Source organism: Streptomyces sp. NPDC107528 (genome assembly GCF_055639295.1).
Map to the genome: position 1 here is coordinate 131,943 of NZ_JBVKAV010000010.1, position 14,500 is coordinate 146,442.

The window sequence follows — 14,500 nt, forward strand, 5'->3', positions numbered from 1 at the left end:
TGAGAGCGCCGTAACCGCCGTCTCGTGCACAGTCCCGCCATCCGGAAGGGAAGCCACCCGGGATGTGATCACCGGGTCGCGAGAAGGAGGCGGAATGACACGCAACAGGATCGGACTCGCGGCGGTGTGCGCGATATCGGTGATGACGTTGTGGCTCACCGGCTGCGCGGGGCAGGACTCGGACGGCGAAAAACCCTCCGGCGGGAATTCCGAGAGCGATCAGCAGGCGAAGGCGCTCGATTGTCTCCGCGAGAAGGGCGCCGAGGTCACGGACCCCAAGCCGGGCTCACTGCCCGCCATCCAGCCCGGCGAACTGTCCCAGGAGCAGTTGCAGAAAGCGATGAAGGACTGCGGGGCCGGCGGCGGCAAGGGCGCTGGCGGCATCTCCGCGCAGGCCAAGGACAAGATGCTCAAGTACGCCGCGTGCATGCGCGAGAAGGACTTCGACGTGCCCGACCCCGAGTTCGTCGACGGGCAGGCGAAGATGCCGATGGTCCAGGTGCCGGACGACCGCAAGGACGCCTACGAGACCGCCTCCAAGACCTGCTCCCAGGAACTCGGCTGACGCCGCCGGGCCGAAGGAGACGTCACGTGAGGTTCAAGAAGCCCCTGATCGCAGCCCTCGCGGCAGCACTGGTCACCACGGGCGCAATCCTGGCGGCCACCCTCGCCTCGGGCACATCGACGCCGATGTCCCACGAGGCCCCGGTCCCCGTCCCCACCAGGACGGCCACGGTCACCCGCCAGACCATGGTCAGCACCACGGACGCCGAAGGCACCCTCGCCCACTCCGCGCAGCGCAAGCTGACCGCGGGCGTACGGGGCACCTTCACCTGGCTGCCGTCCGCCGGCTCCACCGTGAAACGGGACGGCAGGCTCTACGAGGCGGACGGCTCGGCCGTGCGGCTCCTCTACGGCGCCACACCGGCCTACCGGACGCTCAGGAAGGGCGACGAGGGAAAGGACGTCCGCCAGCTCAAGGAGAACCTCATCGCGCTCGGCTTCGGTGACGGGCTGGCGGCCGACGACGAGTTCACCGAGGGCACCGAGCGCGGGGTCAAGGCCTGGCAGGAGAGCCACGGACTGAAGGAGACGGGAACCATCGGCCCCGGACAGATCGCCTTCGCGCCCTCCGCGGTCCGGGTGCAGAAGGCCGAGGCCCTCCTCGGCGGGCGTGCCGAGCCCGGCGCCGCGGTGCTGACGGTCAGCAGTTCCGCACGCGTCGTGCAGTTCGGTCTGGGCGTCTCGGCCGCGCAGCAGATCTCCGACGGGGACGCCGTCACCGTCAAACTCCCCGACGGCAAGCGTGTGAAAGGGAAGGTGAGTTCCGTCGGGAGGACCGCCGAAGTGGACGAGCAGGCGCAGGACAAGTCCCCGAAGGTGACGGTCACGGTCGAGCTCGACCGGCCGGGGCAGGCGGGTGGCATCGACAGGACGCCGGTCACCGTGACGATGCCGGGCGAGCGCCGCGCGAACGTGCTGTCCGTGCCGGTGGAGTCCCTCCTGGCGCTGGAGAACGGCGGCTTCGGCGTGCGGGTCGTCCAGGACGGCAAGGCCCGCACCGTGCAGGTGAAGCTCGGCATCTTCGCCGACGGCCGGGTCGAAGTGTCGGGCGACGGATTGCGCGAGGGCATGAAGGTGGGGGTTCCCGCATGACAGTCCTTGAGCGCACAGGCACCCCCGAGGCACCGGGCGCGGAGGTCGTCGCCGAGCTGCGGGGAGTGACCAAGGAGTACCCCGGCGGAGTGAGCGCGCTGAGCGGCGTCGATCTCACCATCACCGCGGGCGAGTTGCTTGCGATCGTAGGCCCGTCCGGCTCGGGCAAGTCCACGCTGCTGCACATCCTCGGCACCCTGGACCGGCCCACCGCCGGCACCGTCGCCATCGCGGGGCACGAGGTGGGGGAGCTGTCCGACCGGCAGGTCTCCGCACTGCGCGCCCGTCACATCGGCTTCGTCTTCCAGTCCTTCCATCTGGTGGCCGCGGCCACGGCGTTGGAGAACGTCACCGAAGGGCTGCGCTACTCCGGACTGGCGCGCGGCGAGCGCCGGCGGCGGGCGAGAGCCGCCCTGGAGCGCGTGGGGCTGCCCGACCGCGTCGGGCACAGACCGCACGCCCTGTCCGGGGGCCAGCAGCAGCGCGTGGCCATCGCCCGGGCGGTGGTCGGGCAGCCGAAGCTGCTGCTCGCCGACGAGCCGACCGGGGCACTGGACTCCGTGTCCGGCAAGGCGGTGATGGAGCTGCTGCACGAACTGAACGCCGAAGGGGCGACCATCGCCGTCATCACCCATGACCGGGAACTCGCCGAGTCCCTGCCCCGCCTCGTCCGCATCCTCGACGGGCACGTGGTCGAGGACACCCGCGCGCCGGGCCGGGGAGGCACACGATGAACCGCGAACGCCGTCTCACCCCGGCCCGGCTCGGCCTGACGGACGTCCTTCAGGTCGGGTCCGTGGGGCTGCGGGGCCGGCCGATGCGCGTCGTCCTGTCCGCGCTCGGTATCGCCATCGGGATCGCCACGATGATCGCCGTGGTGGGCATCTCCGCCACCGGCCAGGCGGCGCTCCTGCGGGAACTCGACAGGATCGGCACGAACATGCTGGTGGTCAGGCCGGGCACGTCGTTCGTCTCCGGGGAGGAGGTGCAACTGCCGAAGAACGCGGTCCGCAGCGTCGGCGCGATCGACGGGGTGGAGCAGGCCGCCGCGCTCGGCGGTGTCGACGGCGTCCACGTGTACCGCTCGGAGCACATCCCGAAGTCGCAGACCGGCGGCATCGCCGTCCAGGCGGCGACGGAGAGCCTGAAGGCCACCCTGCGCGGATCCATGGCGAAGGGCGGCTGGCTCAACCAGGCCAACGGCCGCTACCCGGCGGTCGTCCTGGGACACGCGGCGGCGAAGCGGCTCGGCATCACCGACAGCGGGCAGCGGGTCTGGACGGGCGACCGGTACTTCACCGTCGTCGGCATCCTCAACCCCCTGCCGCTCGCGCCCGAGGTGGACAGCTCCGCGCTGGTGGGCTGGAAGGGAGCCGCGACCTGGCTCGGGTTCGACGGCCACCCGACAGCGGTCTACGAGCGGTCGGCCGACGACCGCGTCACCGCGGTGCGGGACCTGCTGGCCCGGACCGTCAACCCCGAGTCGCCGTTCGACGTCGAGGTGTCCGACCCGTCCGAGGCACTCAAGGCCAAGGCGGCGTCGGAGAACGCCTTCTCCAGCCTGCTGCTCGGACTCGGGGGTGTCGCGCTGCTGGTCGGCGGGGTCGGCATCGCCAACACCATGGTCATCTCGGTGCTGGAGCGCAGGCACGAGATCGGGCTGCGGCGGTCGTTCGGCTCCACACGGGGCCAGATCCGGCTCCAGTTCGTCGTCGAGTCGCTGCTGCTGTGCGGGCTCGGCGGCCTGGCCGGGGTCGTGCTCGGGGCGCTGGCCACCGGGATCTACGCGAGCACCGGCGGCATGCCCTGGACCCTGCCCTTCTGGGCCACGGCGGGTGGCGTGGGGGCGACCCTCGCGATCGGCACCCTCGCCGGCCTCTACCCGGCCGTCCGCGCCGCCCGGATGTCCCCGACCCTCGCGCTGCACGCGATCTGAGGCCGGGGCGGGACCGCGGCCGACGCTCGCCATCCCAGGCCTCGCGGAGGAGTCTTGGCGGTGTCGCGGTGTCGCGGTGTCGTGCGTCACCGGGCGTGCCCTCACCGGGGGGTGGCGGTTCCTCACACCTTCGTGCCGCGCAAAACCTTGGGTGTGCCGGTCTCTTGCTCCGGCGCGGGCGCCGGCTCGGCCCGCGATGCCGGATCGCCGTGGACGAAGGGGTCCAGCGAGAGGACGAAGGCGGTGAGGAGCAGGACGAACACGGGGGCCGTGAGCAAGGGCAGCAGCGTAGGCACCGAGGGGTGGCTGTACGCCTCACCGGCCGCGCTCGCGGGGCGGTAACTCAGCGCGTACAGCGCCGTGTAGTGCGTCCCGGTGGCCGCGACCGCCAGGACGGGACCGGCGACCAGCGGCGACCGGGCAGCCGGTAACCGCACCGCCGCCCGTAGCGCGGCGGTGGCGGCGGCGACCGCGAGGACGACGGAGAGGACGACCATGGCACGGTCGGGTCGCAGGCGGTCGGCGGTGTGCACGGCGGTCATGCCGGCGAAGTGCACGACGGCCGCGCCGGCACCGGTGATCAGCCCCGCCGCGCCCACACCCGCCGGGCTCCTTCCTAAGTAGCCGACGACGAACAGGCCCGCGCCCACCACGGCGATCGTGACGCCGAGGCCGAGGACCGCCCGGTCCTCGTCGTACGTGAGACGCGAGTCGTCGATCGCGAAGCCCATCATGGCGACGAAGTGCGAGATCCACATGCCGCAGCCGATCGCCGCCGCACCGAGCGTGAGCCAGCCCGGTTTGAAACGGGACCGGTGATGCAGGGCCCGCGTCAGACAACGCAGCCCCAGAGTCGAGCCCAGCGCCGCCATCAAAAAGGCGGCTGTCGGCGTAACCGCTCCGTACGTGAATCCGTCGATTTCGCCGGCCATGCATCTCACTTCCAACTCGCTTGCAGAGAAGGAGACTTTCGCGCGGGCGGGACCGGATCAAGCTGGAAGTGCCCTCTGCGGAGCACTGATCAGTCTTTTGAGTAATCGGTTTGCCGCCCCGGCCGCGTCGCTGTCGCGCACCTTGCGGAAAGGTAAGGAAATCTCTTGACCGGGGCGCAACAGGCGGTGCCCTGAAATGGAGCCCGCGACCGGCCGCCGGGCGACCGCGTCCCCCGAGGGCGCCCGGCGAACGGTCGCACCACTGGTCGTCGAGGCTCCGGGAGCGGAGCCCCCTTTCAGGAGGCGTTCATGTACATGTCGCTCCGCACCGGGCGCCGGAGCCTGGCCGCCGTCACGATGGCGCTGCTGCTCGCCTCGGGCGCGGTCGCCTGCGGCGGCGGGGGCAATCCCGCCGCCGACGACAAGGCCAAGGAGCAGCCGGGTACGAGCCAGAACTCGGCCGCGGGCGCGGGCGATGCCGACTCGGGCGACGCCGGCAGCTCGTCGGGGAACGACGACGGCGTCACGTACGCGGCCTGCATGCGGAAGAACGGTGTGGACGTCCCGGACCCGCAACCGGGAGAGCTGCCGCGGCTCCCGGACGACGTCGCGCGGTCTCTTTTGAAGAAGGCCGAGAAGGCGTGCGGCGAGGCGCCGGGGGGGTCCCGGCAAGCCGGCGGCGGAGAGTTCGCGGACGATCCGAAGCTGGAGCAGCTCACCCTCGCGAATCAGAAGTGCCTGCGTGAGAACGGCTATACGGCGCCCGATTCCAAGGATGCGATGCAGCCGAAACTTCCGGGCGAGGACCCCGTCCTCGACCGGGCGATGGCGGCGTGCAAGAAGAGCGGCGACGAGCTCACCGAATACCTCAAGAAGGTCATGGGGGAGAAGTGACCCAGGAGGATCCCGACACGGTTCTCCTGCAGCAGCAGCAGCAGCAGCAGCAGCAGCAGCCGGCCGCACCTTCCTCCGCAGGACCGGAGGACGGCGCACCGGGTGAACCACAAGAGCCGTCGCGGCGACCGCGTCTGCGGCGCGCCGTGCTGGTCGCCCTCGCGGCGGGCCTGGTGCTCGCCACCGCGCTCGCGGGCACGGCGTATCTGCGCGACACCGCGCCCGGCAAACCCGTCTCGCGACAGAAGCTGCCACCCCGGACGGAGCAGATCGTGCGCGGCGACCTGGTGACCGAGGTGGTCGCCACTGGGACGGTGAAGTACACCGGCGCGCGTGCCGTGAAGAACCACCTCACCGGCATCGTCACCTGGGCGCCCTCGCCGAACAGCGTCATCGCCCAGGGCAAGCGCCTGTACGCCGTCGACAACAAACCGGTGTTCCTGCTGCGCGGGGACCTCCCGGCATGGCGTGAGCTCAAGCGCGGCATGCCGGACGGAGAGGACGTCCGCATGCTGGAGCAGAACCTGGCCGAACTCGGCTACACCGGCTTCACCGTGGACGACGAGTTCTCCCCGAAGACCGAGGCCGCGGTCAAGCGGTGGCAGAAGAACAACGGCCTGCCCTCGAACGGGAGGATCGAGCTGGGCCGGGTGGTCTTCGCCCCGGGCTCGGTGCGGATCCAGACCGCCGAGGTGCGCGCCGGTGACTCGGTCGCACCCGCCCAGGACGCGCTCCAGGTCACCGGGTTCCAGCACCGCGTGTCGGCACAGATCCCGGCGAAGGAGCAGGACTTGGCCGTCAAGGGGGCCAAGGCACGTATCGAACTGCCGAACGGCGAACACGTCGAGGGAACCGTCTCCTCGGTCGGAGCCGAGAAGACGACCGAGGACAACAAGAAGGTCGTTCCGGTCACCGTCCGGCCCGAGTCCTCGCGGCTGCTCGGCGATGTGCAGAGCGCGGACGTCGTCGTGGTGCTCCGGCGCACGGAGGCAAAGGACGTCCTCTTCGTCCCCGTCACCGCACTGCTGCCGGCCCAGGGCGGCGGGTTCGCGGTGCAGTTGGTGAAGGCCGGCAAGGTCACCGTGGTCAAGGTGAGGACGGGCGCGTTCGCCGACGGACGCGTCGAGGTCACCGGTCCCGGAATCGCCGAGGGCGCGCGGGTGGGGGTGCCCCAACTGTGACCGCACTCCTGCCCGACGACCGGCACGCCGCAGCGGGCGCCGAGCCCGTGGTGAGTCTGACGGCGGTGGGCCGCTCCTACGGCAAGGGGCCGCACCGGGTCGACGCGCTGACGGGAGTGACCGCATCCGTCGCCGCCGGAGAACTGGCCGCCGTCGTCGGCCCCTCCGGGTCGGGGAAGTCGACCCTGCTCAACCTGATCGGCACGCTCGACCGGCCCACCTCCGGGCAGGTCGTCGTGGACGGGCAGCGCGTGGACCGGCTCGACGACCGCGGACTGTCCGCGCTGCGCGCCCACCGCATCGGGTTCGTCTTCCAGCAGTTCCACCTCGCCGCGGGCGTACGGGCCGTGGACGGCGTCGCCGACGGACTGCTCTACACGGGCATGTCCCGCCGCCGGCGCCGCGACCGTGCCGCCGCCGCACTGCACCGGGTCGGTCTCGGCAGCCGGCTGCACCACCGGCCGCACGAACTGTCCGGCGGCGAACGGCAACGGGTGGCCATCGCCCGCGCCGTGGTGGGAGACCCGGCGCTGTTGCTGGCGGACGAGCCCACCGGCGCACTGGACACCCACTCCGGTGCCCTGGTGGTGGAACTGCTCCGCGAACTGAACGCCTCCGGCACCACCGTGCTCGTCATCACCCACGACACCGAACTGGCGGCGAGGACCGCGTCGGCGGCCTGCGCCTGGGCGCCGACGACTACCTTCCCAAGCCGTTCGACTTCCCCGAGCTCGTGGCCCGCCTGCACGCCCTGCACCGCAGGTCCGGCGCGCCGCCGCCGCCCGTGCTGGAATGGGCCGGCCTGAGGCTGGACCCCTACCGCCGGGAGGCCTACCGCGACGGCCGCTACCTGCGGCTGACGCGCAAGGAGTTCGCCGTGCTCCACGTCCTCATGGGCGCACAGGGCGGCGTGGTCAGCGCGGAGACCCTGCTGGAGAAGGCGTGGGACCAGAACGCCGATCCCTTCACCCAGGCGGTCCGGGTCACTGTCTCCACACTGCGCCGCAAGCTCGGCCAGCCGTCCCTCCTGCACACGCGCACGGGCGCCGGCTACTACCTGGGGCGCTCGGCATGAGCACCGCGCCGCGACGTGCGCGCCTGACCATCCGCGCCCGGCTCACCCTCACCTACGGGGCGCTGTTCGCGGCATCGGGCGCGGCCATGGTCGTGCTGCTGTACGTCTTCATGAGCTACGGCCCGGACTACTCCGAGGCACTCACCAAGTCGGCGGCGGCCACGCCCACCCCGGCCGAGTCCGGCGCGAGCCCCAGCCCGCCGCCGTCACCGCAGGGCGACGACGCCTCGACCCCGACACCCGGCCTGTCGCCGTCACCGCAGGGCGACCTCGCCCCGACGCCGACACCGCCCGGTCTGTCGCCGTCACAGCCGGGTGGTGACGGCTCGGCCGCCACCCCCAGCCTGCCCGGGGACACCAGCGGCTCGCCCACGGCCGGGCTGACCCCCTCCCCGCCGGGCGCCGAATCCGCCGCGCCGGTCGGCGGGCTGTGGTCCATGGAGGTGTCCACCAAGGCCGACTTCCTGCAGGCGCTGTTTGTCTTCGGGATCGTCGTCTTCGTGATCCTGCTGCTCATCTCCGTGATCGTCGGCTGGTTCGTCGCCGGCCGGATGCTCGCGCCGCTCAAGCAGATCACGGCCACCGCCCGCGTCGTCGCCGACTCCACGCTCCACGAGCGCATCGCCCTGGCCGGGCCCCAGGACGAGGTCAGGGAGCTCGCCGACACCTTCAACGCCATGCTGCGCCGCTTGGAGCAGGCCTTCGAAGCCCAGCGCCGGTTCGCCGCGAACGCCTCGCACGAACTGCGCACCCCGCTGGCCAGCATGCGGACCATCCTCCAGGTGGCGCTCGTCTCCCCCGATCCCGAGGAGATACGTGCCGCCGGGCCGCAGCTGCTCACCCTCAACAAGCGGTCCACCGAGATCACCGAGGCGCTGCTGACCCTGGCCCGGGCCGATCACGGAGCGATCACCCACGAGCCGGTCGACCTGGCGGAGACCGCGCGTGAACACTGCGTCCAGGTCCTGCCCCAGGCGCACACGGCGGGGGTACGGCTGACCCCTCCCACCGGCGCGGCGCCCACCACGGGCGACCGGACCCTGCTGCGCCAGCTCGTCGGCAACCTCATCGACAACGCCGTCAAGCACAACCACCGGGACGGCTCCGTGACGGTCCGCGTGCACCGGCCGGAGGACGGCCGGGTGCGGCTGACCGTGCGCAACTCCGGACAGGAACTGGACCAGGAGGCGGTCGAGCGGGCCTTCGAGCCCTTCCACCGGCTCGACGCCCGCACGGAGGCCGGCAACGGCCGTCCGGCCGGGCACGGCCTGGGTCTCGCCATCGTCCGGTCCATCGTCCGCGCCCACGACGGCACGCTGCGTGCCACTCCGCTCCGGCCGGGCGGCCTGGAGGTGGCGGTGGAACTGCCGGGCATCCCGCCGGCCGGCACCTCCCAAGAGCGACTTGGAACCGCTCAGGAAAAGTGAGCAGTGTGGTGGCCCACCGCGGGGCCGACGGCCTTGCCGGCAGCCCCGGGCGGGCACCCCGCAAACTCTGCCCGGTCAGACGTCGTCCCCCGGGCGGAGGGCGCTCGCAGCCCATCCGGCCCTGCGTTGTCGGTCGGCGCGGGCGATGGCGCGGGCGAACTCCTCGCAGAACAGCGGGAACCAGTCGTGGAAGAGGTCCTCGACCGCGCTGCGATAGTCCTCCGTGCCGGTCTTCCCGGGCTTGAGCAGCGTGCCGTCGAAGGAGACGCACTCGCCGAAGTACCAGGACAGGCAGTCGAGGAAGCCGTCCACGAGCGGATCGGGGGAGGCGGACAGGGAGAATCCGCGGGCGAGCCGGAACTGCCGCCAGTACTCCCCGAAGTCAGGAATCTGGGACAGCTCCTCGCGCCATGGTTTCGCCAGGAGTTCCCACGCGACCCGGGACTGCATCGAACTCCTCCAGACGGAACGGGCGTTGACTGCGGATCGCTGGTGCTCACGACAGCAGCGAGAAGAACTCCAGCTCGGCGACGGTGACGTCCTTGCCCTTGTCGGAGGGATACACGTCGGTGATCTCGATCCGTACGGTCTTGATGCCCGTGGCGTTCTTGAGCGGGAACTTCTGCGGCTTGGCCGTGTCCTTGAGCTGGAGGCGCATCTGCTTCTCGTTGGTGAAGGTGAGCAGCATCTGACGCGGCCGGCCGTGCTCGGTGAACGCGTCGCCCGCACCGGCCGTGACGATGAGCTGGTCGAGCGCCACGATGCGGTCGAACTCCACCACCAGGACGGCCTTCCCGGCGCGCTCGGGGGAGCGGGAGGCGAACGGAGCGGCCCAGTACGTCGCGGTGTTGAGGTCCACGAGGTGTTCGGGATCGCTGCCCTTGACGGAGTTCTCGGTGCGGACGCCGGACGGCCGCACGGGGTCGTACTGGGACTCCAGGAAGCCCGTCGCGGTGGCCCGCAGTGACGCCGCCTGGTCGTTGACCGTGTTGCGGAAGGGCGCGTAGGTGGCGTACAGCATGCAGGACACGCAGATGACGACGCCCGCGACGACTTTCGCCTTGGCCCACAGCGCGGCGAGCCCACCGCCGGGGGCGGGGGCCGGTTCGCTCGGCTCGCCGGTGACGCTGTCCAGCGGTACGACCCGCGGGCCGCGCCGCCGGCGCAGCCGGTGCCACCAGGGGGTGCGGGCGACCCGGGCCTCCCGCAACTCGTGCCCGCAGCGTGCGCAGAACCGGCGGGTTGGGGTGTTGCCCTGTCCGCAGTCGCCGCAGATCAGATCGCCCGGGCGGATCGTGTTGCTGCGGAGGGTTGGCCGGTGACGCCGGGCCGGGCGGGGCTGCGGGGCCTGCGGGAGGACCACGTCCGGTTCGCTGTCGAGCAGATCCTCGTCGTCGGCCGACGCGACAGGTGGCAGCGGCACGATGAGGGCGGCGTCCCTGTCACGAGCCGAAGCGGCTGCCGCCGGCACGGTCGGCAGAGGGACGGTGTCCTCCTGCCGCGGGGGAGCGACGGGGCCGGGACCGGCAGCCGCCGACGGCGCGGCGGGCCCAGCCGGGCGTGCGGCAGCGCCGCCCGGACGGGTCGGTCCACCCCTGCCCCCCGGTGACCCGAGCCCGGAGACAGGCACGTGCGTGCTCCGGCCCGACGGGCTTGGGGGGACATCCGTGCCGGGTGGGTTGCCGAGTCCCGGTGGGCGTGGCGGGGTGTCTGTGCCGGGTGGGTCGCTGGGGCCGGGTGGGTATGCCGAAGGGCCCGTGTCGCGTGGGTTGTTGAGGCCGGGTGGGTGTGGGGGTACGCCTGCTCCGGGCGGTGTTCCGAGGCCCGGTGGGCGTGGGGGCGCGGTTGTGCCGGGTGGGGTGGCGAGGCCGGGTGCGTGTGGGGGGCCGCCGAGGCCCGGTGAGCGGGGGGGTCCGCCCTGGCCTGGTGCGCCGGCGGGTCCCGGTGGGCGTGGCGGGACTCCTGTGCCGGGTGGGTTGTTGAGGCCGGGGGAGTGTGGGGGTACGCCTGCTCCGGGCGGTGTTCCGAGGCCGGGTGGGCGTGGGGGCGCGGTTGTGTCGGGTGGGGTGTTGAGGTCGGGGGAGTGTGGGGGCACACCTGCTCCGGGCAGTGTTCCGAGGCCGGGCGGGCGTGGGGGGCCGCCCTGCCCCGGTGCGCCGGCGAGTCCCGGTGGGCGTGGCGGAGCGCCCGTGCCGGGCGGGTTGTTGAGTCCCGGTGGGCGTGGCGGGGTGCCTGTGCCGGGTGGGTTGTTGAGGCCGGGGGAGTGTGGGGGCACACCTGCTCCGGGCGGTGTTCCGAGGCCGGGTGGGCGTGGGGGCGTGGCTGTGCCGGGCGGGTTGGTGAGGCCTGGTGGGCGGGGAGGCCCGCCGAGGCGCGGTGCGCCTCCTGGGCCCGGTGCGCCGGCGAGTCCCGGTGGGCGTGGCGAAGCGCCCGCGCCGGGTGGGTTGTTGAGGCCGGGTGGGTGTGGGGGCACGCCCGCTCCGGGCGGAGTGGTGAGACCCGGGGGACGGGGAGGCCCGCCCGCGGCAGGGGGGCCGCCGAGGCCCGGTGGGCGTGGGGGGCCGCCCAGGCCCGGGGGTCCGCCGAGGCCCGGGGGTCCGCCCAAGCCCGGGGGTCCGCCGGGGCCCGGGGGTCCGCCCAAGCCCGGTGGGCGGGGGAAGCCGCCGAGTGGGGGGACTGTCACCGGGGTGCCTGTCGCGGGTGGGTTGACCAGGCGGGCCGTGCCCTGGAGCACTCTGCGGAGGAGGGGGACAGGGGGAGCGGCGGCGGCTTGTTCGGCCTCTTCCCTGACCTCCTGGGAGATCTCCGGGGCCGTGCGCGTGCCCGACCACTCCAGGAACGCGCCGCAGGACCCGCAGAAGTCGTCGGCGTCATGGTTGCGGCCCCCGCAGCGGCGACAGACGATCATCGGCGTACCACCTCCGTGCGATACGGGACATGGGCCGGCATGCACTGCCGCGTCAGCGACTCCAGGTCGACGGCGCCGGGCTCCTCGCCCCCCGCCACCGTCACCCGGAGCACCGCGGTCTGCGGCAGGTCCTCCGGGAACGGCCTGCCGGGCGTCTGCGAGGTGAACACCCCACCGGAGTCGAGCAGTTCCACCACACCCCCGCTCGCCAACGCCAGCTGCTCACGCACACCCTCGACCGTGCCGCGGGTACGGTGCGCGGTCAGCGCCCCCCGCGTCGCCGCCCGTTGACGCGGCACGGGCCACTTCTCGTCCAGTCGCGTGCCGAGCCGCTCCGCCAGCCACGCGAGGACGTCCGGCGGAGTGAGCCGCGGATCCAGATACGCGTCGAGACAGTCGAGCGTGCTGATCACCGGTGCGATCACCTCGTCCCAGCCCGCGGTCAGCCGCACCGTGAAGGGGTCCTCGCGGAACACTCCGGGCAGCAGATCGGCCAGGGAGTACGGACTGCCCAGCCCCTCGACCGCCGCCCTCACCGCCGCTCCTCCACCCGGATGTGGTGGTCGTAGGACACCACCAGACTGTTCGGCGGCAGATCGATCCGCCGGCTCTCCTGCCCCCGCTCGCCCGTCACCGGGTTCGCGGCGAACAGCCGTACGTCGTCGACCAGATCGACACCGGACACCCGCTGGAGCAGCGCGAAGATCTCACCCACCTGCACCGGCCGCCCGAACGGCCAGCCGGTGCCCCGCGGCCCGCCGCCCGGCAGCGGATCCAGGAACCGGTACAGCGCCTCCTCGGCGTCCTTGCGCACCCGGTCCCCGGTGGCCCGGTGATGGGCCGTCATCCGCGCCACCACGGTCACGCCCCGGTACAACGGCGGCTCGATCATGACCCGGGTCCCCACCAGCCGCGCCCGCTCCAGCCGGTCGGCCACCCGGTCGAGGGTCCGCTGCGCCGGCACCAGATGCTCCAGCCGCACGCGTTCACCGGCCGGCGCGGCCGGCACCACCAGCAGCCGGACCGCCCCCGGTTGCTCGTCGGGCAGCAGCCGCACCCGCGCCAGCTCCGGCGCGGCCTGCTGCGCCAGCGACTCGAAGTCGTCCGCCGTCACCGCCCGGCTGCTGCTGCGCAGCACCAGCGGCGCGCGGGACACCGCCTCGGCCAGGGTCTCCCCGTCGGCGCCGCCCCGCGCGGGGGCGCGGTTCTCCACCCCGGCGACGAACGGCAACGACGACAGCAGCGAACGCACCGCACCCGCCGGGACGTTGCCGCGGGCCCCGCCGCCCACCGCGAACCGGCGCAGCCGGACCGTGGCACCGTCGACCGGGACCGACCCGTACCGGCGCAGGCTTCCGTCAGCCTCCCGCACGGCCGGCCCGAGCAGCACCTCGCGGGCCATCGCGTCCAGCACGAAGTGCCGGTCCTCGGGCCCGCTGCCGGAGAAGTCGTCGACGCGGGTCCAGGTCTCCCACACGGGGTCGTCCCCGCGCGGGGCGATCTCCAGGACGGGATCACCGTACGGGGCGAGGACCGGGCCCCGCGGCACGGGGAAACGCTGCCCCGGGACCCCTTCCGCGTCGTCGAGGTACTCCCGGTCGACGACCTCGACGTTGGTGGCCGGGACCGTCACGCCGATCGTCACCGTGCTCAGGGCGTGGACCACGGGAGAGGAGGTGTAGCCGGGCAGGCCGGCCGGCGGTTCCACGACCCGCGCCCGCAGCCAGGCCGCCGTCCGGCCGCCGAGTACGGCGGTGTCGTTTCCCTCGGGCACGTGGACGACGATGTCGCCGGCCCGGTTCAGGCCGCCCGTCCCGTCCGCCGACACCTCGCACGGCGACCACACCGAACCGTCCCACGCCTCCCACGCCAGCGGTGGCGCCTCGGGGTCGACACCCACGCCGTCAATGCGGCCCTCGAACCCGACGCGCACCGCGCAGCCCGGCACGGCCTGCTCCAGACCGAGCAGCAGGGAGTCCCCGGTGCGCGGCGGCGTGCCGAACGCGGCGAAGGGGACACGCACGCCCTGCGCGCCGAACTCCCGGTCCTGCGGGCCGTCGTCAGCGTCCGCCAGGGTGAGCACCTGCGTCAGCCGGCCGGGCACCATCGTCGCGTCGTGGTCGGTCGAGAAGGCGACGGCCTCCTCGGTCTCGGTGCGCACGGTCGCGACGCGGGTGCCGCCCCGCACCACCAGCGGTGCCTCGGTGACCGGGGACGTCGACCAGAACGTGACCGGCGCGCGGGCCGCGGCGGGCGGCAGCAGCCGCAACCCGATCAGATCGAGGAACTTCACATACAGCCGGTCGGGCACCTGGTTGAGCCGGTGGATGATCTGGTCCGCCATCATCGCGAACGTCTCCACCAGCGTGCTGCCGGGCTCGGACGGGTTGTGGTCGGTCCACTCCGGGCAGCGCCGCGCGATCAGCCGCCTGGCCTCGTCCATGAGGTCGGTGAAGCGTCGGTCGTCCAGGTCGGGGGTGGGCAGCACCGT

At 72.9% G+C, this 14,500-nt stretch carries 14 protein-coding genes; 9 read left to right on the forward strand and 5 right to left on the reverse strand.

What is annotated here, in order from left to right; all coding sequences use genetic code 11:
* The first annotated feature begins 94 nt into the window (after window positions 1-94).
* The 4 genes from ACZ7L5_RS30020 to ACZ7L5_RS30035 are packed head-to-tail and all read left to right on the forward strand — an operon-like array spanning window position 95 to window position 3,592.
* The gene (locus ACZ7L5_RS30020) at window positions 95-565 is read left to right on the forward strand and encodes a hypothetical protein (RefSeq protein ID WP_471520432.1); all 471 of its coding nucleotides are present in this window, start codon (window positions 95-97) and stop codon (window positions 563-565) included.
* Window positions 566-591: 26 nt separating this feature from the next.
* Window positions 592-1,656: a peptidoglycan-binding protein gene (locus ACZ7L5_RS30025; protein WP_471520434.1), complete on the forward strand. Its 1,065-nt coding sequence runs from the start codon at window positions 592-594 to the stop codon at window positions 1,654-1,656.
* Window positions 1,653-2,390 (forward strand): ABC transporter ATP-binding protein, encoded by a 738-nt coding sequence (locus tag ACZ7L5_RS30030; protein ID WP_471520436.1) that lies wholly within the window; start codon window positions 1,653-1,655, stop codon window positions 2,388-2,390. The genes ACZ7L5_RS30025 and ACZ7L5_RS30030 overlap by 4 nt, the downstream gene beginning before the upstream one ends.
* Complete coding sequence (locus tag ACZ7L5_RS30035) at window positions 2,387-3,592, forward strand: ABC transporter permease (RefSeq protein ID WP_471520438.1); 1,206 nt, start codon at window positions 2,387-2,389, stop codon at window positions 3,590-3,592. Before ACZ7L5_RS30030 ends, ACZ7L5_RS30035 begins: the two co-directional genes overlap by 4 nt.
* 122 nt (window positions 3,593-3,714) lie before the next feature.
* On the opposite strand, the gene ACZ7L5_RS30040 is transcribed toward ACZ7L5_RS30035, so the two are convergent.
* Window positions 3,715-4,524, reverse strand: a complete 810-nt coding sequence (locus tag ACZ7L5_RS30040; RefSeq protein ID WP_471520440.1) for an MHYT domain-containing protein — start codon at window positions 4,522-4,524, stop codon at window positions 3,715-3,717.
* Window positions 4,525-4,833: 309 nt separating this feature from the next.
* Here ACZ7L5_RS30040 and ACZ7L5_RS30045 point away from each other — a divergent pair, with 309 nt between their 5' ends.
* Genes ACZ7L5_RS30045 through ACZ7L5_RS30065 form a run of 5 tightly spaced genes read left to right on the forward strand, consistent with a single transcriptional unit; the run spans window position 4,834 to window position 9,101 of the window.
* Window positions 4,834-5,418: a hypothetical protein gene (locus ACZ7L5_RS30045; protein ID WP_471520442.1), complete on the forward strand. Its 585-nt coding sequence runs from the start codon at window positions 4,834-4,836 to the stop codon at window positions 5,416-5,418.
* On the forward strand, window positions 5,415-6,599 hold the full coding sequence (locus ACZ7L5_RS30050) for a peptidoglycan-binding protein (protein ID WP_471520444.1): 1,185 nt from the start codon (window positions 5,415-5,417) through the stop codon (window positions 6,597-6,599). The genes ACZ7L5_RS30045 and ACZ7L5_RS30050 overlap by 4 nt, the downstream gene beginning before the upstream one ends.
* Before the next feature lie 47 nt (window positions 6,600-6,646).
* Window positions 6,647-7,405 carry an ABC transporter ATP-binding protein gene (locus ACZ7L5_RS30055; protein WP_471520890.1) on the forward strand — a complete coding sequence of 253 codons (759 nt, stop codon included), beginning with the start codon at window positions 6,647-6,649 and terminating at the stop codon, window positions 7,403-7,405.
* Complete coding sequence (locus ACZ7L5_RS30060) at window positions 7,384-7,674, forward strand: winged helix-turn-helix domain-containing protein (protein WP_471520446.1); 291 nt, start codon at window positions 7,384-7,386, stop codon at window positions 7,672-7,674. Before ACZ7L5_RS30055 ends, ACZ7L5_RS30060 begins: the two co-directional genes overlap by 22 nt.
* The gene (locus ACZ7L5_RS30065) at window positions 7,671-9,101 is read left to right on the forward strand and encodes a sensor histidine kinase (protein ID WP_471520448.1); all 1,431 of its coding nucleotides are present in this window, start codon (window positions 7,671-7,673) and stop codon (window positions 9,099-9,101) included. Before ACZ7L5_RS30060 ends, ACZ7L5_RS30065 begins: the two co-directional genes overlap by 4 nt.
* Before the next feature lie 75 nt (window positions 9,102-9,176).
* Here the strand turns inward: ACZ7L5_RS30065 and ACZ7L5_RS30070 are convergent, their stop codons facing one another.
* From ACZ7L5_RS30070 to ACZ7L5_RS30085, 4 genes are all read right to left on the reverse strand, one after another.
* Window positions 9,177-9,551: a hypothetical protein gene (locus tag ACZ7L5_RS30070; RefSeq protein WP_471520450.1), complete on the reverse strand. Its 375-nt coding sequence runs from the start codon at window positions 9,549-9,551 to the stop codon at window positions 9,177-9,179.
* Window positions 9,552-9,597: 46 nt separating this feature from the next.
* A complete protein-coding gene (locus tag ACZ7L5_RS30075) occupies window positions 9,598-10,524 on the reverse strand; it encodes an NADase-type glycan-binding domain-containing protein (protein WP_471520452.1) in 927 nt (308 codons plus the stop codon).
* 1,481 nt (window positions 10,525-12,005) lie between these two features.
* Window positions 12,006-12,545, reverse strand: coding sequence for a phage tail protein (locus ACZ7L5_RS30080; protein WP_471520454.1), 540 nt, complete (start codon window positions 12,543-12,545; stop codon window positions 12,006-12,008).
* The gene (locus tag ACZ7L5_RS30085; protein WP_471520456.1) at window positions 12,542-14,497 is read right to left on the reverse strand and encodes a putative baseplate assembly protein; all 1,956 of its coding nucleotides are present in this window, start codon (window positions 14,495-14,497) and stop codon (window positions 12,542-12,544) included. Before ACZ7L5_RS30085 ends, ACZ7L5_RS30080 begins: the two co-directional genes overlap by 4 nt.
* Window positions 14,498-14,500: the final 3 nt, after the last annotated feature.

Coding starts and splice junctions, on each gene's coding strand:
- ACZ7L5_RS30035 (WP_471520438.1), top strand. CDS start 2,387: ATGAACCGCGAACGCCGTCTCACCCCGGCCCGGCTCGGCCTGACGGAC.
- ACZ7L5_RS30045 (WP_471520442.1), top strand. CDS start 4,834: ATGTACATGTCGCTCCGCACCGGGCGCCGGAGCCTGGCCGCCGTCACG.
- ACZ7L5_RS30020 (WP_471520432.1), top strand. CDS start 95: ATGACACGCAACAGGATCGGACTCGCGGCGGTGTGCGCGATATCGGTG.
- ACZ7L5_RS30070 (WP_471520450.1), bottom strand. CDS start 9,551: ATGCAGTCCCGGGTCGCGTGGGAACTCCTGGCGAAACCATGGCGCGAG.
- ACZ7L5_RS30040 (WP_471520440.1), bottom strand. CDS start 4,524: ATGGCCGGCGAAATCGACGGATTCACGTACGGAGCGGTTACGCCGACA.
- ACZ7L5_RS30065 (WP_471520448.1), top strand. CDS start 7,671: ATGAGCACCGCGCCGCGACGTGCGCGCCTGACCATCCGCGCCCGGCTC.
- ACZ7L5_RS30030 (WP_471520436.1), top strand. CDS start 1,653: ATGACAGTCCTTGAGCGCACAGGCACCCCCGAGGCACCGGGCGCGGAG.